The organism is Pseudoalteromonas sp. 1181_04 (assembly GCF_052850545.1).
Genome location: NZ_VXCS01000003.1, coordinates 241,088 through 261,511 on the forward strand (window position 1 = coordinate 241,088; position 20,424 = coordinate 261,511).

Consider the following 20,424-nt stretch of genomic DNA (forward strand, 5'->3'; position numbering starts at 1 on the left):
TTTATTTCGAGCCAGGATCTAAATTAATTACTAAACGGTGACTTTGTTGACCACTTGCCCAATATTTACGTTCAAATGGCGTAACTGCCAAATCATTTTGATAAAGCTCTACTGTGCAGTCATGTCCGGTGAGTTTGAGTGCTTGAGCAAACTCTTTCACATAAATATCCCAATTGCTGCGAACTTCTAACAGCCCACCTAATTTAACGATAAATGGAAAAATAGCAGCGCCATGCCAGCGACGTTGAATATGCTTCGCTTTTGGCCACGGATTTGGATACAGCAAATAATGATGTGTGGGTTGCCAATTAGCCGCCACTGCGAGTCGCCAAAAGTCATTTAAATCGGCTTGCACTAAAATGTACTGACCTGAATCGGTTTGTTTATATTCAATGTCATGCTTATCTAAACGATGCGATGACTTATCAATACCTATAACTAACGCATCAGGATGTCGTTTCGCTAAATTAGCGGTGCTTTCACCTACCCCACAACACGAATCTAAAATAATGGGCCCATTAAAAGCCTGCACTTTTTCATTTACTTGATCAAACGCCGTTTGCGTATGAGCTGCAATGGGTTTTTTAAACTGGGCAGCTAAATGCTTATTAACTATATCATCCAGCTTTTCATGTAAGCCTTGTTGATTCGATACAATACTTCGTGAATTTGCATCACTCATTAGTGTCTTAACCCCACACCTTTTTTAATTAACGTTAAAGCTAATATAAATAAGGCTGTAATAAATAATAACAACACGCCAAATGCGACCGTTAAATCAACATCCGACACGCCTAAGAAACCATACCTAAAGGCATTAACCATATAAATAATTGGATTAACCTGCGATACGCCTTGCCAAAACTCTGGCAATAAAGTGATTGAGTAAAACACACCACCTAGATAGGTCAATGGCGTTAAAATAAAGGTCGGAATTATACTGATATCGTCAAAGCTATTAGCATAAATAGCATTGATCAAACCGCCTAAAGCAAATACCGCAGAAGTTAAAATTACTGTCGCGATGATCACAAAAATATTATGGATTTGAATATCCACAAATAATAACGACACACACGTAACAATTAATCCCACCAGCATGCCACGGGTCATACCACCGCCCATATAGCCAAGCACAATGATATAATTAGGCACGGGTGCAACTAACAGCTCTTCAATACTTTTTTGAAACTTGGTTGAATAAAAGCTTGATGCCACATTAGAATACGAATTAGTGATCACCGACATCATGATAAGACCCGGCACAATAAACTCCATATAACTAAAGCCCCCCATATCACCAATACGAGAGCCTATAAGATTACCGAAAATCACAAAGTACAAACTCATAGTGATTGCCGGTGGTACGAGTGTTTGTACCCAGATACGCAAAAATCGAATGCACTCTTTAAACCATAAACTCTTTAAGGCTACGCCATATTTAAACATCTACTTGCCCCGCCCTTGCTCTAGTAAACCTACAAACAACTCTTCTAATCGGTTAGCTTTATTACGCATGCTAAGCACGGTATTGCCCTGCTCGGTTAATGCTGTAAATACTGCATTCAAGCCCTGTGATTTGGCTACTTCAACCTCAATAGTATGATCATCAGCCATAGTAAACTTATAACCATCAAGCGTAACGGTAACCGGCTGGACAGGCTGTTTTAAATCAAGAATAAAGGTTTCTTTATCTAGTTTGGCAAGCAGTGCTTTAATGGTGGTGTTTTCAACGATAATGCCGGAATCAATAATCGCGATATTTTTACACAGCAGTTCGGCTTCTTCTAAGTAATGGGTGGTGAGAATAATCGTCACCCCCTGCTCATTAATTTGTCTTAAAAAATCCCACATCGAACGGCGTAATTCAATATCTACACCGGCGGTTGGCTCATCTAAAATTAGCAGTTTTGGTTCATGCATTAACGCGCGAGCAATCATTAAACGACGTTTCATGCCACCTGATAGTGTTCGTGCTTGTTTGTCTTTCTTTTCAAGTAAGCCTAATTGCGCTAAATATTTATCCGCTCGTTGATGCGCCACCTTACGGGGAACTCCGTAATAACCCGCTTGATTTACCAGTATTTGCGTCAACGTTTCAAACTGGCTAAAGTTAAACTCTTGTGGCACTAAGCCTAGTTGTGATTTAGCGGCTTCTAAATCTGAATCTATGTTGTGACCAAACACCTCTACTAAGCCTTTGGTTTTATTAACCAATGATGAGATCACCCCAATGGTAGTTGACTTACCCGCGCCATTTGGGCCTAACAAGGCAAAAAAATCACCTTCATATACTTTTAGATCAACGCCTTTAACGGCTTCAACACCATTTTTATATACTTTGGTAAGGCCTTCAATATTCAAAGCCAATGCTTTACTCATGATTTACCCTCCCCATAACCCCAACGTTTAGTTAGTGTGTGTGCAATATTTAAATGATCTAAAATACGTGCAACCATAAAATCAACTAAGTCGTTAATGGTTTGCGGTTGATGATAAAACCCCGGTGCAGCTGGCATAATTGTTACCCCGAGCTTTGCGAGCTTTAGCATGTTTTCTAGATGGATTTCACTAAATGGCGTTTCTCGTGGCACTAAAATTAACTGACCACGCTCTTTAATCACGACATCAGCGGCGCGCTCTAATAAATTATCAGAGGCCCCCATCGCTATTGCAGAGACCGAGCCTGCACTACACGGGCACACGACCATTTTTTTCGGCGCTGCAGAGCCAGACGCCACAGGGCTAAACCAGTTATCTTTACCAAATACTTGTAACTGCCCTGGCTGTGATTTAAATAAGCTACTTAATTGTTCGGTGGCTTTATCTTCATTGGCTGATAATTTAATGTTTGATTCAGTATCTAGCACTACACGCGCCGCGCTTGAGATCAATACATACACGCGAAACTGCTGCGCGAGCAATACTTCAAGTAATCGTAAGCCATATGGCGCGCCTGACGCACCACTAAAGGCCAGCGTTATGGTTTCTTTATATTGCACTGTCGCTCCGGTTTATTGCTGGATAAATTTATGCTGCAAAGCTGTTATCAATGTGTTGTGGAGACCATTAAAGCCACCATTACTCATGATCAAAATATGTTGTTGCGGTTGCGCTTGGGAGACCACTTGTTCAACGATCTCATCGGTATTACTCAAGCATAACATACCAGCCTGTTTGGCCTGCTCACTTAATGACCAGGTTAAATTATCTGGCTCGAATAAATACACATCATCAGCATCAGCTAATGACGCCAATAACGTATGTTGATGTACACCCATTTTCATAGTGTTTGAGCGCGGCTCTAATATCGCAATAATTTTTTCATTGCCTACTTTTGCACGCAACCCAGCAAGCGTTGTAGTGATAGCTGTTGGGTGATGAGCAAAGTCGTCATACACTTTAATATTGGCAATATCGGCTTTTAGCTCCATCCTACGTTTAGGACTAATAAATTCCCCTAACCCTGCAATGCTATGTTCAATTGCAATCCCGACATGGCGCGCGGCAGCAATAGCCATAATAGCGTTTTTAACATTGTGCCCACCAAACGCTTGCCATTTTACTGAGCCTTGGTATTCATCATTGAGTAACACTGCAAATTCACTGCCATCGGCATTAATCAGCTCATATCCCCAATCAGCGCCCAGTGTTTCACTTTCGCTCCAACAGCCTTGGTTAATTACATCTTGCAGAGCATCGTCTTGTTGTGGCCAAATAACTTTGCCGCTACTTGGTAGTGTACGCATCAAATGATGAAATTGTTTTTTAATAGCGTTTAAATCTTCAAAAATATCAGCATGATCAAACTCAAGATTGTTTAAAATCAGTGTGCGCGGTAAGTAATGAACAAACTTACTGCGTTTATCAAAAAATGCAGTGTCGTATTCATCAGCTTCAATTACAAAAAATGGCGTTTCGCCAACCCGTGCCGACAAACCAAAATTTTGCACGATACCGCCAATCAAAAACCCTGGCTTTAAACCCGCGTATTCTAAAATCCATGCCAGCATGCTTGCAGTGGTAGTTTTACCATGAGTTCCAGCAACCGCCAGTACCCAGGAGTTTTGCAATAAATTATGCTTTAACCATTCAGGGCCAGAAGTATACGCTAAGCCCTTGTCCAATACATATTCAACACATGGGTTACCACGACTCATTGCATTGCCAATAATCACCATATCTGGTGCAGGTTCTAACTGAGAGACATCATAGCCTTGGGTTAATTTAATACCAAGCTCTTCGAGTTGCGTGCTCATTGGCGGATATACGTTTAGATCAGAGCCCGTGACTGTATGACCTAGCGACTTAGCTATCGCTGCAATACCACCCATAAAGGTGCCGCAAATGCCTAAAATATGAATATGCATATTATTCCTTTGCCGCCACACATAGCTTACGCAGCGCTAAAAAATAGATAATAAATGAGATGCCATAATGCCAAAAATAGCGCTCAGTTACCATTGCCATCTAACACAACACTTGTGCTAAATAACAACGAATAAGTATATAAGTTAAATAATTCCCTTACTTATGCTTAACCGCTCAAATGTAGATGTAATTGCAGAGCCTCGCTGGAAAGGTCGCTTATCGATGGGTGCAAAATACACTTTCTAATTTAAGGTGCATTTGGCTTATAAAAAAACGCCTTAGCTCATTGAGTTAAGGCGTTTTTATTGATCTTTTATAAACCTAGCGTTACATCATCAAAAAAACAATTAAACCCACACCCAATAATAATCGATAGATAACAAATGGCATCATCCCCATACGTTCGATTATTTTTAAGAACAGGAAAATACACGCATACGCAGAGAGAAACGATAAACCAGCGCCTAAAATTAATGTTGTCCAATCAACTATATGATCCCCTAATGCCAGCTCAATGGTGTAATACAAGCCCATCATTGAGATCACTGGAATTGCGAGTAAAAATGAAAAACGCGCAGCGCTTTGTTTATTCATCCCCAGCATTAAACCGGCGGTCATCGTAATACCCGAGCGTGATGTACCTGGGATCATCGCCATCGCTTGCGCCATACCGATCATCAGTGCTGATTTCCAAGTTAATTGATAAATTGTTTTAGTTTGCTTACCTTTTACGTCGGCATACCAAAGTAATAAACCAAACAAAATAGTGGTGATTGCAATTACCCACGCACTGCGTAAATAGAGCTCGATTAAGTCTTTAAAAATTAAACCCAGTACAGCGGCTGGTATAGTGCCTAAAATAATCCACCAGCCAAGTTTACTATCATCTGTTGTACCTTGTGCACCAAATGATTTAAACCATGCAGCAAGTATTTCGACAACTTCTTTTCTGAAGTAAATTATTACGGCAATCAGCGTGCCTACATGCACAGCAACATCAAAGGCAAGGCCTTGATCTTGCCAGCCAAGAATTTGTGAAGGGAGAATGAGGTGAGCTGAGCTTGAAATAGGTAAAAACTCAGTTAATCCCTGGATCAGGGCTAAAACAATAATTTCGATAATACTCATGGGTTAGTAAACTCCACCTTCCATAGTTTTTGCTTGGGGTTGTTGTAAGTATCCCACAACTGAGCGATTGTTTGCTTTGCTGTAGGATGATAAAAATCGGGAGCTATTTCTGCCAATGGCTGCAGGACAAAGGCATTTTTGGTGATTTCATCACGGGGTAACTGTGCAGGAGAATCACACACTACATCATCGTAAAACAGTAAATCTAGATCGAGTGTACGCGGGCTAAATTTTTTATCGTTATTTGTACGACCATTATCTCGTTCAATCTGTTTGAGTAACTGACATAACTGGGGAAGCGGTATCTGTGTTTGTGCACCAATGACTGAGTTGTAAAAGTTATTACCTGCAAAGCCAACTGCTTCGCTTTCAAAGACACTGGAATGCTCGAATTCTACAAGGTGTGCTTTTAGGGCGATTAACGCTTGGCGGATATAATGTTCTTTATCAACATTAGAGCCAAGGCTAATATAAATTTGCGCCATCTTAACGTGCCTTGAGTCGGGTAATTTCAACACCTACAGTGCGTGCTTGCGCGACGGCTGCGGGTTTACTAACTCGAATGGTAACTTGTGTTGTAGCAAACTCGGTTAAAATGATAGCCGCTAGTTGCTCTACTAAGGTCTCCAATAACTCAACAGGCTTTGCTGTCGTGTGCGCGATTACTCTCTCACTTACCTTTGCGTAATCAAGTGCTAAGGCAATGTCATCGGTTTTTGCTGCGAGTTTAATATCACACAGCATCTCGATATCAAAATACAAACTCTGTTTAGTTTCTTTTTCAAAATCGTACACGCCTATGATAGTGTCAACATGTAGTTGCGATATAAAAACCTTATCCATAACTGCTCCAACTGGCAAAAACTTAAAACTCATTGACTTGAGTCTACATCGGCTATAATTTGCATTTATAGCCTTTATACACTTTAACTGTGTTTTATTATGTAAAAATTACCCATACAATAGCCTATAGGTACATCATGTAAAAATTACCCATATGATATAAGCGTATAGATACATTATGTATCTGCTATTTGAACCACGAAAAGTATGAATGCAATTTTTGCGGCCAATGATAGCCGAAAAACTGCGATTAAAAAATAAGGAAGCGCGTGATAGCCGTTTTAATGTTAGTTTTAGCCTATTTACTCGGGTCGATTTCATCAGCCATTCTAGTGTCTCGGCTGTTTAAACTACCCGATCCTCGCAGCAATGGCTCAAACAACCCTGGCGCAACTAATGTTTATCGTCTTGGTGGCGCTGTTCCAGCCTGCTTAGTCTTAGTGTTTGATATTCTCAAAGGGACTATTCCTGTCTGGGGCGCTTATTTTTTACAACTTGAACCACTAATGCTGGGATTGATAGGGGTTGCTGCATGTTTAGGACATATGTTTCCGGTATTCTTTCACTTTAAAGGCGGTAAAGCAGTTGCAACTGCGTTTGGAACATTGCTACCCATTGGCTTGTTGTTAGGCGGGTTATTAATTTCAACCTGGGTGGCTGTCGTTGCTATTACGCGCTATTCGTCACTTGGGGCATTAGTCGCCGTTTCTTTAGCGCCATTATACACTTGGTGGATCAAACCGCTTTATACCTTACCAGTAACATTTTTAACTATTTTGATTATCTTTCGCCACCACGCCAATATTAAACGTTTATTTAGTGGCAAAGAACCTAAAATTGGTGACAAAAAAACGCCACCAACTAAAGATGATAACAATACTTAAATTTAAATAGCCTCTAAACTATCTATCGGCCAACGTGGTCTCGTTTTCATATCAAGGCTGGCAAACTGCCCAGCCTTTAAGCGCTGCATACCCGCATAGGCGATCATGGCACCATTATCAGTACAAAACTCTGTGCGCGGATAATAAACCTGTCCTTTCATGCCTTGCATTACCCGCTCTAGTTGCGCACGTAGCTTTATATTGGCGCTTACACCACCGGCAATTACTAAGCGATTTATACCCGTTTGCTTTAAAGCACGCTTACATTTAATAACTAATGTATCAATAACTGCGGTTTGAAACGCATGAGCGATATCTGCTTTGGTTTGCTGATCATCGTCATTATTACGAATAGTAATTGCAGCCGCCGTTTTCAAGCCGCTAAAACTAAAGTCAAGGCCCGGTTTATCTGTCATTGGTCGTGGGAAAATAAAGCGCTTAGAAACACCTTGCTCAGCAAGTTTAGCTAACCGTGGCCCACCTGGGTAATCTAAACCAAGTAACTTAGCTGTTTTATCAAATGCTTCACCTGCGGCATCATCTACCGATTCACCCAATACTTCATATTGACCAATCCCAGCGACTTTAACCATCATGGTGTGTCCACCTGATACGAGTAAAGCAATAAACGGAAATTCAGGCACGTTTTCTTCAAGCATGGGCGCCAGTAGATGGCCCTCCATATGATGCACCGCCACTGCTGGAATATTCCAACCATAGGCAAGTGAGCGTCCAATTGAAGTACCCACTAATAATGCTCCCACCAGTCCTGGGCCTGCAGTGTAAGCAATACCATCGATATCTTCAGGTCCGCAACCGGCCTGTGCAAAAGCAGCATCGATTAATGGCAAGGTTTTACGAACATGATCTCGAGATGCAAGTTCAGGCACTACACCGCCATAATCTGCATGCACTTTTACTTGGCTATAGAGTTGATGAGCAAGTAAACCTTGTTCATCATCATAGATTGCAATTCCCGTTTCATCACACGACGATTCAATGCCTAAAATTCGCACTGCAGTTTTCTCCCATGCCCTTTGGCACTTTTAAATTCTTAAAATAAATCTATTAACCAGAGTTTCTGGTTACTTAAAGTGTAATACCAATGTTTGTTTGTCCATCAGCGATAGCGTGTTGCTTTAACGCTTTCACATTTTCAGCTGTTACTCTGCCCATCTGCTCAACAAAATCAATTAACTCGCCTAACACTTCAATTTCGTATTGCATTAACGGATGTTCACGTACTGCTGTATTATCAGCCAGTTCACCTTCAACCGTTAATTGATATTCAATAAAACGCGCAACAGTCGCCTGAGAGATTTTACTAATGCTGATAAATTCTTGCTCATCTTTGGCAATTAAACCATGCATTAAACCTAATAAGGCAGTGGCGGCATCTATCGCTGGATAAGTACCGAACATATCAAAATCAGTGAGTTCTGGAACATTAGGCTCTATTTTCTCAATTTGCTTTTCAAGGCTTATTTTACTTTTCGGCAGTAAGATTTTTTCCCAACACAAATTAAGTGCACTACGCAAAATAGCTTCGTCACCAAATCCTGTTGCTTCACTAAATAAACCATAATTAGGTAGCATACGTTCAATTAATGCTGCTGCCAGTACCGCTTGTTGCAAATAGTTAAGCTCTCTTATACGCTGAAAATTATTCGCTTTAGTCATTATTTGGTGTCCTGCAAGACCAACAAATTTCAAATGTTGGCCCATTATGCTCGTTACAGTTGGGGCATACCCAATCAGGAGCGGATTGTTGTACTTGAGTGTAGTTTACCAATATTTGCCGCGCCTGGCGCTCTTTAATCACAAAAACCTGCACTCTCACTTGGGTTTGATCTAAAGGTATTTCGCCAACGGCTCCTTGTAAGGACTCACCGAGTAACTGACACTCAATATTGCTGTTAAGTAATAACCCTTTGACAATGTTTGCCTCTACCGCATTTGCAGCGCAATAGATTGTTAACCATTGAAATGGGGGTTGCTCTGTATTGTTGTTATTTATTTTATTTTGCAATGACAACCTCTTTTACTTTGCGATTAAATTACCCTAAGCTACTCTAAGCGAAGTAATTGTTATATAGGAAATAATCATGACCCTCACGACACCTGGACTGCTGTTCCCTGCAATTTCTTTATTGTTATTAGCATATACCAATCGTTTTTTAGTGCTAGCACAATTAATTCGTGAACTTAATGCCCGTGAAGGTGACACTATTCGACCATTAGTCGTTGCACAAATTACTAACCTAAGGAAACGTATTAGACTCATTCGAACTATGCAAGTCTATGGCGTTGCTTCTTTTTTAATGTGTACATTCTCAATGTTTGCATTATTTATTGAGTTTAAAACCACTGGCGTAATTTTATTTGGTATTAGCTTAGCCAGCCTTGCGCTATCGTTGCTAACCTCTTTATATGAAATACATATTTCATGTGATGCGATTGAAATTGAGCTTAAAAACATTGAAAAAAAACCACTGAGCAACAAGGCAGACTAAAAAACAAGCACTATACTCTTTAGCAGAATGATTAAACTAAAGGTGTAAACGTGAACGACTTTTTATTTTCAGAAAATGTCATTGAAGAGTCAGAAGCTCAGTCACCACAAGCGTTCTGGAATATCCTTGTGGTCGATGATGAGGATGATATTCACCAAGTCACTAAACTTGTACTATCTGGCTTTACCTTTGAAGATAAAGCTCTGTGTTTACATCATGCCTATTCAGCGAAAGCCGCAAAAGAATTATTGCAACAAAATCTCGATTTTTCGGTTGGTTTAATCGACGTGGTAATGGAAACTAGCCATGCAGGTTTAGACTTAATAAAATTTATCCGTGATGATATCAATAACCACGACATCCGCCTTATTCTTCGAACGGGTCAACCTGGCGAAGCCCCTGAAGAAGCGGTGATCCGTGAATACGATATTAACGATTACAAAAATAAAACCGAGCTGACGGCAATAAAAATGAAAACATTATTGTATTCAGCTCTGCGTTCACATCGTGATATTCAAATTATTGAGCGTCATAGAAAAGGCCTTGAAAAAATAATCAACGCTTCTAGCTCATTTTTAAAATGTGATAGTGTCCATGAATTTGCATCAACAATTTTATCCCATGTAACCAATGTTATGGGCTTAGATGACACTGAAATTTATTGTGCCGCAGCTGTTAACCAACAAACATCCCCAGCCACTGATTTTAAGCTACTGGCAGCTTCAGGTGTTGAGCCTGAACCTAATGCCGATATGATCCCCGAAGATGTAAAGCAATTATTTGTTGAAGCACACAATCGCAAATCATCTCAAAAAACCATGCATGACTACATTGGCTACTTTCCAACTCAAGCGGGTCTCGAAACGATGTTGTATGTGCGCAAAGGCTCGTTATTAGGAACCACCGATTATCAGCTTTTGGAGTTTTTTGCCAACAATATTGCTCTGGCTTACGATAACTTGAAATTACGCGAAATGATGAAAGATTCGCAAAAAGAGCTATCGTATATTCTCGGTGAAGCCGTTGAAAAACGCTCAAAAGAAACCGGTTCACATGTCAAAAGAGTTGCACACTATAGTGAACTGTTAGGTAAGTTATATGGCTTAAATAACTTTGAGTGTGAAGTAATAAAACTCGCCTCCCCCTTGCACGATATTGGAAAAATAAGTATTCCAGATCATATTCTCAATAAACCCGGTAAGCTTGATGATCAAGAGTGGGCGATTATGCAAACTCACGCCGAAGTTGGTTATGATATTCTAAAGAATTCGAATAACGAAATATTAAAATGTGGTTCAATCATTGCACATACACATCATGAGAAATGGGACGGCTCAGGCTACCCTAATCAACTTGCAGGTAAAGATATTCACATTGTTGGTCGTATTACAGCTCTAGCGGATGTTTTTGATGCCCTTGGCAGTGATCGTTGCTATAAAAAAGCTTGGCCTCTTGAAGAAGTCCTCGATTTGCTCAAGAAACAAAGTGGCAAACAGTTTGAGCCAAAACTTGTAGACATATTTATTAACAATTTAACACTTTTTTTGGAGATAAAAGAGCGTTACCCTAACTGATAGTTGTAACAATTGTGTGAAATGCGCTTTTCAAATTGGGTACAATGGATTACTATCTATTAAAATAATATCAATTATGTTCGCCAGTAGTGCGGCTTACTTATACAAAGGACTATAAAAGTGAGATTTGAACAATTAGAGCAATTTGTAGCTTTAGGCCAGCTACGACATTTTCGCCAAGCGGCCGAAACAACAAAAATTAGTACCTCAGCATTGACGCGCAGTATTCAGACTTTAGAAGATGAAGTTGGCTATGAATTAGTCAAACGCTCGACTCGCTCCGTGAAGCTAACAACTGAAGGTGAGCTTTTTTTAGAGTACGCACAAGACACTCTAAGCAAGCTCGAAGAAACTAAAAAGCGTTTATTTAAATCCGTTAATGGCTGTGCAAGTGAAAAGCTGGTGATTGGCTATACCAATAATGCTAGTGCCATAGTGCCTATTTCATGTGGCCAATTTTTAGCACAATACCCTCATGTAAAAATCGAAATGCAACTACAAGAACAAAGTGAGTTGGTTCGTAAACTGCAATTAGGTGAAATTGATATTAGCGTTTGTTCGCAAGCAGTTAATAGTATTGGCAATGACATACACTTACCTGATCAACTTATTTTATTCGTTGCAAAAAGCCATCCTCTTGCGAATAAGAACAATCTTTGCAAACAAGATTTAAATGATTACCCTATGTATAGTTGTTTTTCACAATCAAAACAAATTCAAACTATGTTGAATGAGGCTGTCGATAGCTTAAACAAGACCAGCAGTATAAAAGTTGGCAGTATTGAGCAAGTAATGGACGGGTTGTGTAAATCAAACCATGTTGCAATTAGCAGTATTGAACATGCAAGTTCGGTCGCAGAGAATAATAATCTGCTCCAGTTAAAAACCAATAAGAACTTAGCTCATGAGCAATTGATTGTACAAACCAGCCAGCAAGTTACTGCTGACGACCCAATAAACCAGCTCCTGTCATTAATAGAAAAGACAGCGTTATCAATTAATTCTTAAGTAACAGCATGAAAACCAAGCCTAAAGCAGAACTCAGGCTTGGTTTCTAAATCTTCAGTAGTACCTTTGCATCATTTTAAGCTAAACTACGCGCCTTCCCTGCTATATAGTACAATTAATGAGCCTTAACCTGATCCCTAGACGTTATTTAACTGACATAGAAACTCATGGCTACGCCGTGATCGAAAATATGTTTGCTGAAACACTGACTAACGCGTTGATAGAAGATTGTTATCGTATCAACCCCAATTTCAAATCAGCAGGTATTGGCCGTCAGCAGGATTTACAAATAGACAAGAGCATACGCACCGACAAGACCTTTTGGTTTGATGGTAGTAGCCAAGCTCAAATTGATTATCAAAATGCGCTAGAAGATATTAGAGTAAACTTGAATCGTTATTTCTTTATGGGTTTATTTGATTATGAGTGTCACTATGCGAAATACCAGCATGGCGACTTTTATAAAAAGCATTACGACGCATTTAAAGGGCGTTCGAACCGTGTATTTACTACTGTATTTTACTTAAATACAGTGCAATCTGGTGGTGAGTTAGTGATTTACAAACCTAAAAGTAAAGACGTTGAAATCACTATTCAGCCCAAAGCTGGCACGTTCGTGATGTTTGAAAGCGAACGCTTTATGCATGAAGTACTGCCGACAATTGATAATCGCTATTCAGTTGCGGGTTGGTTTAGGAAAAACACTTCAATCAGTGGCGTTATTGATCCACCTCGCTAACACTATAGATTAAATGGCAAGGACGCCACTAAGCCAATAAAAACGACCATACCGACATAATGATTATTTAAAAAAGCTTTAAAACAATGCTCTCTATTACGACTATGAATTAGAAATTGTTGGTAAACCAAAAAGCCACATGCCACACATAGACCAAGCCAATACGGCATTGCTAATTGACTCGTATAACCAATTAAAGCCAACAAACCTATAAATACACCATTTAGCGCAAAAATAATGATTCGATCGGCACTACCAAACAATATCGCTGTAGACTTTACGCCAATTTTCAAATCATCATCTCTGTCTACCATGGCATACATAGTATCGTATGCCGTAGTCCACGCAATATTAGCGATAAATAACAACCAGCCAAGCAGTGGGATAGTACCTGTTGCAGCCATAAAAGCCATCGGAATAGCCCAACCAAAAGCTGCACCTAGCACTATTTGCGGTAAATTAGTGTAACGTTTCATAAATGGGTAGCTAAATGCCAATAGCAATGCCCCGACTGACAATAATATGGTTTGCCAACTGAGTAACAACACCAGTATGAAAGCAATTATGATAAGCAACAAAAATAAGCTTAATGCTTCGCCACTACTCACCAAGCCAGAAGCTAAGGGTCTTTGTGCTGTGCGTTTTACCGCGCCATCAATTTTACGATCTGCGTAATCATTAATAACACAACCTGCGCTGCGCATAACAAATACACCAAAGCTAAATACCACAAAATTAAGTAGGCTTGGCATACCATCACTTGCAAGCCACAATGCCCAATATGTAGGCCATAACAGCAATAAAGTACCGATAGGCTTATCGGTGCGCATTAACTGCTTATAATACGGTATATGAGCAATGTGTAAGGCAGCAAATTTCATAAATATAGATAAGCCTCTGGTAAAAATATTTCAGCTACTAAAAAACGGCTTTGCGCCAACGAAAAAATACTGCGTCGCCCCCACAAGGGTTTTGTAGCTGCAGAGTATTGGCTAACAAGCTGCTGTACTGGGTGCTGACAATCAAAACGTGCTATTTCAATTTCGGTACGTTTTAAGTCCGGATGTTGAAAAATAACATCACCTAAAGGCCGATTACCCAGTGCCAATAATTGCTGTTGTTGCATATCATCGGTGGCAGGTAGCCAGCTTTGTGCGTATACCATAGGGATGCCATCACAAAGCAGCAAAACTTCACGATTAATACCAATACGCTTTGAACAATCTAATAATTGTTGTTGTGAAATACTCAGTTCAAACTCTTTCTCACTAAGCACTTTTACAGAGAATTCACCACACTGTGTTTTTAATTTCGCCGTCAGTGAGTTGGGCTCAAGTAGCCAGTCTTGCTCGTTACAAGACAAATAATTGATTGATGTACCTAACTGCCAATCCGCAGTTACAGAAACAGGAAATGTGATCACGATAACTCTATTTAATAATAACCCTTTAAATGATACCACTGCCCGCCTCGGGGAAAAAGTGATGATTAATGAATATAATAGCTGCATCAGCCTGTATCTTAGCCATTATTACGTATAGACTAATAACAATTAATTACAGGGCTCTCTACTGAATATGAAAAAAACGCTTTACGCTGGCATATTAATTAGCACTTTCTTTATTAGCTTGTTTAGCAGCTTTGCAAGCAAAGCTGAATCAACTGTGGGCTACTTTGGTTTCGAACCCGATATCATTACCAACTATATTGGTCAGAGTAATAAAAAGTTAGGTTATGTGCGTATTACTGTAGATTTAATGCTCAGTGATATGTCAAACATTGCTATTGTTGAGCATCACACCCCGTTACTTAGAGATGCATTGGTAGAAATTTTATCAAAAGAGCCTGAAGAAAAAATTAAATCACTCACCGGCCGTGAAGAGATCAGAAAGCGTTGTGCCGAAAAACTCAAAACCCTGTTAAAACAAGAAACAGGGCAAGAGATCATTCGCGAAGTATTATTTACTAAATATTTATATCACTAAGTACTTATATAACTGAGTATCTTAAGCTGTTTTTTTAGTAAACAATTGAGCGGTAAACGCGTAAGCCATACCGCTTAATAGCCCACCTAAGTGCGCCCAGTTAGCCATACTTACAAACAACATGTCAGCAAAGCCTAGTACCAGCCAAATCAGCATAAAACCAATAATACCATTAGTTACTAAAGCCGGTTGTTGCGGGTTCAATGCCCGATGGATCCAACAAAACCCAAGTAAACCATAAACAACGCCACTTAAGCCGCCAAAGTTAGGGCCAACCATAATAAACTCAGCCCAATTACTAAATAGCGCGGTCACTAAAAAAAGACCTACTAAAGTACTTTTACCACTGAGCTTTTCAATACCATCGCCTAGCATGATCCACCACATAATATTAAACACTAAGTGCACAGCAGTAAAATGCACAATTGCAGGTGTAAGCCAAGTTAATGGTTGATTGGGTTTAAACTGTAATACGCTATAAATTGACTCAAAGCCACCGAGTAAGAAGGCAATGTAAATACCTACACATAATAAAGTGACCGTTTGGTTTAACCAGCTCAATGCTTTAAAGCGTGCTTTTAAATTTAAGTCATGGCCTTGATAGCTCAACGGTGATTGCGTACTTCCTACTTGCCAAGATGCCTCTTGATAACGGGCATGATTGGGGTTTTCTACAAACGCTTGCCATAATGGCTGAGCTTGATGGAAATGCTCTGGGGCAACACAAATAATTACCGTTTTTCCATCTTGCGATCGAAGCTCGCCCTGTAAGCCTTGGCTTTTTATATAATCAATAAAGCCTTGTGCTGCACGTGGATTATTTATACTACCCAGTTCGATCATCGTTCCACTTGCTCCGGAAATTGGGTTTCCCACTGGGTAAAACCACCATCCATACTGTATACATCTTCAAAGCCTTGCTCAGCTAAGTAGTTGGCTGCGCCTTGTGAGCTCATACCATGATAACAAACAATAATAATTGGCTGATCAAACTCTTTGTTCATCATAAATTCGCCAATATTGGCATTTGATAAATGCTCTGAACCCGGAATATGCCCTGCTTGATACGAATTAGGATCGCGAATATCAGCAATCACGACATCATCTTTATTAAGTAGTGCTTGAGTTTCGGTAATTGAAATATGCTTAAATGCCATAGTACTCTCTTATAATTACAAAAAAGGCGACAAATGCCGCCTTTAATTCTCTTAACAAGTGGATAATTAATTCCAGTTAAGAATTACTTTCCCCGATTGGCCTGAAATCATCATATCAAAGCCAGCTTGGAAGTCATCTATTGAATATTGATGAGTGATGATTGGATTTAGATCGAGCCCTGACTGAATAAGACTGGCCATTTTGTACCAGGTCTCAAACATTTCACGGCCATAAATCCCTTTGATCACTAAGCCTTTAAAAATCACTTGGTTCCAATCAACCGCCATATCAGATGGTGGAATACCTAGCATGGCAATTTTACCACCGTGATTCATGTTATTTAACATGCTATTAAATGCAACCGGTACGCCTGACATTTCTAGACCAATATCAAAGCCTTCTGTCATACCAAGCTCTTTAATAATATCTTCAAGCTTTTCATTAGCCACATTAACTGCACGCGTTGCGCCCATTTTACGTGCAAGGTCTAATCGGTATTCATTGACATCGGTGATCACTACATGACGTGCGCCAACATGTTTTGCAACTGCAGCAGCCATAATACCAATTGGGCCTGCACCTGTGATCAATACATCTTCACCCACTAAGTCGAATGACAGTGCTGTGTGTACTGCATTACCGAATGGGTCAAAAATAGAAGCTAACTCATCACTGATATTGTCTGGAATTTTAAATGCATTAAACGCTGGGATCACTAAATACTCGGCAAAAGCCCCCTCGCGGTTAACACCTACACCAGTGGTGTTACGGCATAAATGAACACGCCCAGCGCGACAGTTACGACAATGGCCACAGGTAATATGCCCTTCGCCCGATACTCGGTCACCAACACTAAAACCGCGAACTTCTTGACCCATATCAACCACTTCACCGACATATTCATGACCTACTACCATAGGCGTAGGAATAGTGTTTTGCGCCCACTCATCCCACTTATAAATATGTACGTCAGTACCACAAATAGCGGTTTTACGAATTTTGATTAATAAATCGTTATGCCCAACTTCAGGTTTTGGCGCATCCGTCATCCAAATACCTGGTTCTGCTTTTAATTTAGATAATGCTTTCATGAATCACACTCAATAAAAAAAACGCTGCGAAGGCAACGGTTTAAAATAAATTAATTAGATAATGCCTATTTCTTTACCAATACGGGTAAAGGCGTCAATTGCGGTATCTAATTGCTCAATGCTGTGCGCAGCAGAAATTTGTGTACGAATACGCGCTTGGCCTTTTGGCACCACTGGGAATGAAAAACCAGTGACGTAAATGCCTTCTGCTAATAACTTATCAGCCATTGCCGACGCAACTTTAGCATCACCTAACATTACTGGAATAATCGCGTGATCTTTACCTGCACAGGTAAATCCAGCCGCTTCCATTTGCTCACGGAAGTATTTAGCGTTTGACCATAACTTAGCACGCAATTCACTGCCATTTTCGAGCATTTCTAATACTTTGATTGATGCTGTAACGATTGAAGGCGCTAATGAGTTTGAGAATAAATATGGGCGAGAGCGCTGGCGTAACCATTCAACAATTTCTTTTTTACCAGATGTATAACCACCCGATGCACCGCCAAGCGCCTTACCTAAAGTGCCGGTAATAATATCAACACGGTCTAGCACGTTGCAGTACTCAGGTGTGCCTTTACCATTTTCGCCAACAAAGCCAACGGCATGAGAGTCATCAACCATAACAAGTGCATTGTATTTATCAGCAAGGTCACAGACCGCTTCAAGATTACAAATAACCCCATCCATTGAGAACACACCATCGGTGGCGATTAATTTTGTTTTTGCACCCGCTTCATCGGCAGCAATCAATTGCTTTTCAAGAGCTGCCATATCATTATTTGCATAACGGAAGCGCTTTGCTTTACATAAACGAACGCCATCAATGATAGATGCATGATTTAACGAATCAGAGATAATCGCATCATCAGCGCCTAAAATTGTTTCAAATAAACCGGTATTGGCATCAAAACATGATGAATATAAAATCGTGTCTTCCGTTTCTAAAAATTCACTGATCTTCTTCTCTAATGTTTTATGAATGTCTTGTGTACCACAAATAAAGCGTACTGACGCAACACCAAAGCCATGGTCATTTAAGCCGTTTTGTGCAGCCTGGATCAGCTCAGGGCTATTCGCTAAACCTAAGTAATTATTTGCACAGAAGTTAATAACTTTATCACCAGAAGCAACTTGAATTTGTGCTTGCTGCTGCGAAGTAATAATACGCTCATTTTTATATAAGCCTTCGGCTTTTACATCTTCAATTTGCTGCTGAAGCTGAGTAAAAAACGCAGATGCTCTCATCTGTAATCTCCAAATTATTGAACGGGGTGAGCGTACTTAAGTTAACACGGCTCATCTTTGTGGCTATTGTAAAAGTTTAGTCAAACAAATGCACTGTTTGTAGTTCATCGCAGAAATAAGGAACTGACAACTTATGCTGCCAGTTTACATTGGGCTATAGCAATATTGAGGGTAAGTCTGCTAACGAATCACAAACATGATCTGCCGAGTCGATGGCTACCGCATCAAACTCCTGCCCGGATCGTACAAGCACCCGAGTGCCAATAACCGCTTTACTTGCCGCTTGCATGTCGCTTAGTTTGTCTCCAACCATAATGCTGCAAGCTGGATTGATATGATGATCAACGATACCTTGCAGTAACATGCCCGGAGCTGGTTTACGACAATCACACTCTTTGAGGTATTCGGGTAATGCTTTTTTCGGGTGGTGTGGGCAAAAGTAAACATCCGTCACCTTTACTTGATGCGCAGCAAATTGGGCTATCATCCACTGTGTTAAAGCGTGAAAATCCGCCTCTGAATAGTAACCACGGCCAATACCAGATTGATTAGTCACTATGATCAGTTTATAGCCTGCATCAGCAAACGCCTTACATGCAGTAAATACGCCTGGCACAAATTCAAATTTATCCGACTCATAAACATAACCATGATCGATATTAACCACGCCATCACGGTCTAAAAATAAGGCTTTATTGATATTGCTCATAATTGCTCTTTCTCAACCACAAGGTCAAACATCAAAGCTACTTCATCAACACTTATTTGGCTCATTAGATCACTGCCTTTAACCCGCGTACCCCAAGGTAATCGCTCAGCGGTTTTACCAGTTTGCTTGAGTAAGTTTTGGTGATACACCTCAACCACGTAATTTTGATATAAATAGGGTCCAGTGCGTTTCGGGTTTGAGTGGGCATATAAACCAATAACGGGAGTGCCTACGGTGACGGCCATATGAGCAGGGCCTGTATCAGGTGCTAATACCAATGCAGCTCGTTTAAGTACGCAAAGCAACTCTTTGAGTTTGGTTTTACCCACTAAATTAAGGATTGGCGTTGTAGTGGCTGCAATAATGTCATCACTGAGCGTCACTTCAAGCTCTGTCGGGCCACCCGTGATCACCACATGAAACCCTTGCTTGTAGGCATGTTCTGCAAGCTTAGCATAGCGTTCAGCCAGCCAATTGCGTTCTTTTTTACTGGCAGCTGGAGAAATCACAAAAATTCGCCCCTCTAATCGCTCCGTACCAAGTAATTCATCAGCATTACTTTGATCATGTTCGCTGACTGGCATTTGCCAGTTTGGTTGATAATCAGGTACACCTATCGCCTGCGCAAAGCCTTTAAAGCCTTCTAACACATGAGCCTGCTGCTGTGGTGCAATGCGCTGGTTAATAAACAAGCTATGCAATTCTTTTGAGCGCGCCCAATCAAAACCAATTTTAACTTTTGCAGGAATACAACGCGCCACTAAGTTAGCTCGAAGTGCCACTTGCATATGCAGCAACACATCAAACTTACGCCCTTTAAATTGTTGTTTTAATTGCTGATAGGCTGCTTTGCCTTGTTTTTTATCAAACACCACCAGCTCAACACCGGGTAAATCAGCTAGTAACATGGCTTCAATTTTGCCGACCACCCAGGTAACTTTTGCATTGGGGTGCGCTTTTTGAATTGCCTGCACTGCAGATACGCCATGGCAAACATCACCAATTGCTGAGAGTCTTAAAATACAAATATCTGAATAGGTGGTTGAGTCAGTCACAGGTGTCCTTTGCTTTATGCTGGATAATTACCATGATCTTAAATTAACCACCCACTATTGCAAGCACTTATGCTCGGCTTTAAAACAGGTTAAGATAGCACTATCACCTGCAATA

Annotated in this window: 25 protein-coding genes; 6 read left to right on the forward strand and 19 right to left on the reverse strand. The window is 40.3% G+C overall.

Going from position 1 to position 20,424, the window contains the following annotated elements:
* Position 1: 1 nt before the first annotated feature.
* The 8 genes from trmB to folB form a co-directional block, all read right to left on the reverse strand.
* Positions 2-682 carry a tRNA (guanine(46)-N(7))-methyltransferase TrmB gene (trmB, locus tag FW757_RS03745; protein ID WP_182718380.1) on the reverse strand — a complete coding sequence of 227 codons (681 nt, stop codon included), beginning with the start codon at positions 680-682 and terminating at the stop codon, positions 2-4.
* Positions 682-1,449, reverse strand: coding sequence for an ABC transporter permease (locus tag FW757_RS03750; RefSeq protein WP_145235106.1), 768 nt, complete (start codon positions 1,447-1,449; stop codon positions 682-684). Before FW757_RS03750 ends, trmB begins: the two co-directional genes overlap by 1 nt.
* Positions 1,450-2,382, reverse strand: coding sequence for an ABC transporter ATP-binding protein (locus FW757_RS03755; RefSeq protein WP_145235104.1), 933 nt, complete (start codon positions 2,380-2,382; stop codon positions 1,450-1,452).
* Positions 2,379-3,002, reverse strand: a complete 624-nt coding sequence (locus tag FW757_RS03760) for a flavin prenyltransferase UbiX (protein ID WP_182718381.1) — start codon at positions 3,000-3,002, stop codon at positions 2,379-2,381. The genes FW757_RS03755 and FW757_RS03760 overlap by 4 nt, the downstream gene beginning before the upstream one ends.
* Positions 3,003-3,014: 12 nt before the next feature.
* Positions 3,015-4,370: a UDP-N-acetylmuramate:L-alanyl-gamma-D-glutamyl-meso-diaminopimelate ligase gene (gene mpl, locus FW757_RS03765; protein WP_182739877.1), complete on the reverse strand. Its 1,356-nt coding sequence runs from the start codon at positions 4,368-4,370 to the stop codon at positions 3,015-3,017.
* A gap of 328 nt (positions 4,371-4,698) precedes the next feature.
* A complete protein-coding gene (locus tag FW757_RS03770) occupies positions 4,699-5,499 on the reverse strand; it encodes an undecaprenyl-diphosphate phosphatase (protein ID WP_182739876.1) in 801 nt (266 codons plus the stop codon).
* A complete protein-coding gene (gene folK / locus FW757_RS03775) occupies positions 5,496-5,984 on the reverse strand; it encodes a 2-amino-4-hydroxy-6-hydroxymethyldihydropteridine diphosphokinase (RefSeq protein ID WP_182797931.1) in 489 nt (162 codons plus the stop codon). Before folK ends, FW757_RS03770 begins: the two co-directional genes overlap by 4 nt.
* Before the next feature lies 1 nt (position 5,985).
* The gene (gene folB, locus FW757_RS03780; protein WP_446440876.1) at positions 5,986-6,342 is read right to left on the reverse strand and encodes a dihydroneopterin aldolase; all 357 of its coding nucleotides are present in this window, start codon (positions 6,340-6,342) and stop codon (positions 5,986-5,988) included.
* A gap of 269 nt (positions 6,343-6,611) precedes the next feature.
* Here folB and plsY point away from each other — a divergent pair, with 269 nt between their 5' ends.
* Positions 6,612-7,226, forward strand: a complete 615-nt coding sequence (gene plsY / locus FW757_RS03785; RefSeq protein WP_145235091.1) for a glycerol-3-phosphate 1-O-acyltransferase PlsY — start codon at positions 6,612-6,614, stop codon at positions 7,224-7,226.
* 2 nt (positions 7,227-7,228) lie between these two features.
* On the opposite strand, the gene tsaD is transcribed toward plsY, so the two are convergent.
* From tsaD to FW757_RS03800, 3 genes are all read right to left on the reverse strand, one after another.
* On the reverse strand, positions 7,229-8,242 hold the full coding sequence (gene tsaD / locus FW757_RS03790) for a tRNA (adenosine(37)-N6)-threonylcarbamoyltransferase complex transferase subunit TsaD (RefSeq protein WP_149981391.1): 1,014 nt from the start codon (positions 8,240-8,242) through the stop codon (positions 7,229-7,231).
* A gap of 73 nt (positions 8,243-8,315) precedes the next feature.
* On the reverse strand, positions 8,316-8,906 hold the full coding sequence (locus FW757_RS03795; protein WP_149981392.1) for a YjaG family protein: 591 nt from the start codon (positions 8,904-8,906) through the stop codon (positions 8,316-8,318).
* Positions 8,899-9,255, reverse strand: a complete 357-nt coding sequence (locus FW757_RS03800) for a putative signal transducing protein (protein WP_182718385.1) — start codon at positions 9,253-9,255, stop codon at positions 8,899-8,901. Before FW757_RS03800 ends, FW757_RS03795 begins: the two co-directional genes overlap by 8 nt.
* A 76-nt stretch (positions 9,256-9,331) precedes the next feature.
* On the opposite strand from FW757_RS03800, the gene FW757_RS03805 reads away from it, so the two are divergent.
* The 4 genes from FW757_RS03805 to FW757_RS03820 all read left to right on the forward strand — a co-directional run bounded on the left by FW757_RS03805 (position 9,332) and on the right by FW757_RS03820 (position 13,060).
* A complete protein-coding gene (locus FW757_RS03805; RefSeq protein WP_149981394.1) occupies positions 9,332-9,739 on the forward strand; it encodes a DUF2721 domain-containing protein in 408 nt (135 codons plus the stop codon).
* Between the two features lie 50 nt (positions 9,740-9,789).
* Positions 9,790-11,313, forward strand: coding sequence for a DUF3369 domain-containing protein (locus tag FW757_RS03810; protein ID WP_149981395.1), 1,524 nt, complete (start codon positions 9,790-9,792; stop codon positions 11,311-11,313).
* A gap of 120 nt (positions 11,314-11,433) precedes the next feature.
* Positions 11,434-12,321, forward strand: a complete 888-nt coding sequence (locus FW757_RS03815) for a LysR family transcriptional regulator (protein WP_149981396.1) — start codon at positions 11,434-11,436, stop codon at positions 12,319-12,321.
* A 118-nt stretch (positions 12,322-12,439) separates the two neighbouring features.
* Positions 12,440-13,060, forward strand: a complete 621-nt coding sequence (locus FW757_RS03820) for a 2OG-Fe(II) oxygenase (RefSeq protein ID WP_446440877.1) — start codon at positions 12,440-12,442, stop codon at positions 13,058-13,060.
* A gap of 2 nt (positions 13,061-13,062) precedes the next feature.
* Here FW757_RS03820 and ubiA read toward each other — a convergent pair whose 3' ends face one another.
* Both ubiA and FW757_RS03830 read right to left on the reverse strand, forming a co-directional pair.
* A complete protein-coding gene (gene ubiA / locus FW757_RS03825; protein ID WP_145235074.1) occupies positions 13,063-13,941 on the reverse strand; it encodes a 4-hydroxybenzoate octaprenyltransferase in 879 nt (292 codons plus the stop codon).
* A complete protein-coding gene (locus FW757_RS03830) occupies positions 13,938-14,483 on the reverse strand; it encodes a chorismate--pyruvate lyase family protein (RefSeq protein WP_182794716.1) in 546 nt (181 codons plus the stop codon). Before FW757_RS03830 ends, ubiA begins: the two co-directional genes overlap by 4 nt.
* Positions 14,484-14,637: 154 nt before the next feature.
* Between FW757_RS03830 and FW757_RS03835 the strand changes: the two genes are divergently transcribed.
* Positions 14,638-15,045: a flagellar basal body-associated protein FliL gene (locus tag FW757_RS03835; RefSeq protein ID WP_145235070.1), complete on the forward strand. Its 408-nt coding sequence runs from the start codon at positions 14,638-14,640 to the stop codon at positions 15,043-15,045.
* 21 nt (positions 15,046-15,066) lie between these two features.
* Here the strand turns inward: FW757_RS03835 and glpG are convergent, their stop codons facing one another.
* The 6 genes from glpG to FW757_RS03865 all read right to left on the reverse strand — a co-directional run bounded on the left by glpG (position 15,067) and on the right by FW757_RS03865 (position 20,309).
* A complete protein-coding gene (gene glpG / locus FW757_RS03840; RefSeq protein ID WP_182739873.1) occupies positions 15,067-15,888 on the reverse strand; it encodes a rhomboid family intramembrane serine protease GlpG in 822 nt (273 codons plus the stop codon).
* Positions 15,885-16,202, reverse strand: a complete 318-nt coding sequence (glpE, locus tag FW757_RS03845) for a thiosulfate sulfurtransferase GlpE (protein ID WP_182739872.1) — start codon at positions 16,200-16,202, stop codon at positions 15,885-15,887. The genes glpG and glpE overlap by 4 nt, the downstream gene beginning before the upstream one ends.
* Before the next feature lie 66 nt (positions 16,203-16,268).
* On the reverse strand, positions 16,269-17,294 hold the full coding sequence (gene tdh / locus FW757_RS03850; RefSeq protein ID WP_145235065.1) for an L-threonine 3-dehydrogenase: 1,026 nt from the start codon (positions 17,292-17,294) through the stop codon (positions 16,269-16,271).
* Positions 17,295-17,348: 54 nt separating this feature from the next.
* Positions 17,349-18,545 carry a glycine C-acetyltransferase gene (locus FW757_RS03855; protein ID WP_446440878.1) on the reverse strand — a complete coding sequence of 399 codons (1,197 nt, stop codon included), beginning with the start codon at positions 18,543-18,545 and terminating at the stop codon, positions 17,349-17,351.
* Positions 18,546-18,699: 154 nt separating this feature from the next.
* Positions 18,700-19,254, reverse strand: coding sequence for a D-glycero-beta-D-manno-heptose 1,7-bisphosphate 7-phosphatase (gene gmhB, locus FW757_RS03860; protein WP_446440879.1), 555 nt, complete (start codon positions 19,252-19,254; stop codon positions 18,700-18,702).
* Positions 19,251-20,309 carry a glycosyltransferase family 9 protein gene (locus FW757_RS03865; RefSeq protein WP_182718392.1) on the reverse strand — a complete coding sequence of 353 codons (1,059 nt, stop codon included), beginning with the start codon at positions 20,307-20,309 and terminating at the stop codon, positions 19,251-19,253. Before FW757_RS03865 ends, gmhB begins: the two co-directional genes overlap by 4 nt.
* Between the last annotated feature and the right edge of the window lie 115 nt (positions 20,310-20,424).

Excerpts from the sequence above, each read along its gene's own strand:
- FW757_RS03770 (WP_182739876.1), bottom strand. The coding sequence starts at position 5,499 with ATGAGTATTATCGAAATTATTGTTTTAGCCCTGATCCAGGGATTAACT.
- tdh (WP_145235065.1), bottom strand. The coding sequence starts at position 17,294 with ATGAAAGCATTATCTAAATTAAAAGCAGAACCAGGTATTTGGATGACG.
- FW757_RS03795 (WP_149981392.1), bottom strand. The coding sequence starts at position 8,906 with ATGACTAAAGCGAATAATTTTCAGCGTATAAGAGAGCTTAACTATTTG.
- ubiA (WP_145235074.1), bottom strand. The coding sequence starts at position 13,941 with ATGAAATTTGCTGCCTTACACATTGCTCATATACCGTATTATAAGCAG.
- FW757_RS03835 (WP_145235070.1), top strand. The coding sequence starts at position 14,638 with ATGAAAAAAACGCTTTACGCTGGCATATTAATTAGCACTTTCTTTATT.
- glpG (WP_182739873.1), bottom strand. The coding sequence starts at position 15,888 with ATGATCGAACTGGGTAGTATAAATAATCCACGTGCAGCACAAGGCTTT.
- FW757_RS03805 (WP_149981394.1), top strand. The coding sequence starts at position 9,332 with ATGACCCTCACGACACCTGGACTGCTGTTCCCTGCAATTTCTTTATTG.
- FW757_RS03820 (WP_446440877.1), top strand. The coding sequence starts at position 12,440 with ATGAGCCTTAACCTGATCCCTAGACGTTATTTAACTGACATAGAAACT.
- mpl (WP_182739877.1), bottom strand. The coding sequence starts at position 4,370 with ATGCATATTCATATTTTAGGCATTTGCGGCACCTTTATGGGTGGTATT.
- folK (WP_182797931.1), bottom strand. The coding sequence starts at position 5,984 with ATGGCGCAAATTTATATTAGCCTTGGCTCTAATGTTGATAAAGAACAT.
- FW757_RS03855 (WP_446440878.1), bottom strand. The coding sequence starts at position 18,545 with ATGAGAGCATCTGCGTTTTTTACTCAGCTTCAGCAGCAAATTGAAGAT.
- FW757_RS03750 (WP_145235106.1), bottom strand. The coding sequence starts at position 1,449 with ATGTTTAAATATGGCGTAGCCTTAAAGAGTTTATGGTTTAAAGAGTGC.
- trmB (WP_182718380.1), bottom strand. The coding sequence starts at position 682 with ATGAGTGATGCAAATTCACGAAGTATTGTATCGAATCAACAAGGCTTA.
- FW757_RS03755 (WP_145235104.1), bottom strand. The coding sequence starts at position 2,382 with ATGAGTAAAGCATTGGCTTTGAATATTGAAGGCCTTACCAAAGTATAT.
- glpE (WP_182739872.1), bottom strand. The coding sequence starts at position 16,202 with ATGGCATTTAAGCATATTTCAATTACCGAAACTCAAGCACTACTTAAT.
- folB (WP_446440876.1), bottom strand. The coding sequence starts at position 6,342 with ATGGATAAGGTTTTTATATCGCAACTACATGTTGACACTATCATAGGC.
- gmhB (WP_446440879.1), bottom strand. The coding sequence starts at position 19,254 with ATGAGCAATATCAATAAAGCCTTATTTTTAGACCGTGATGGCGTGGTT.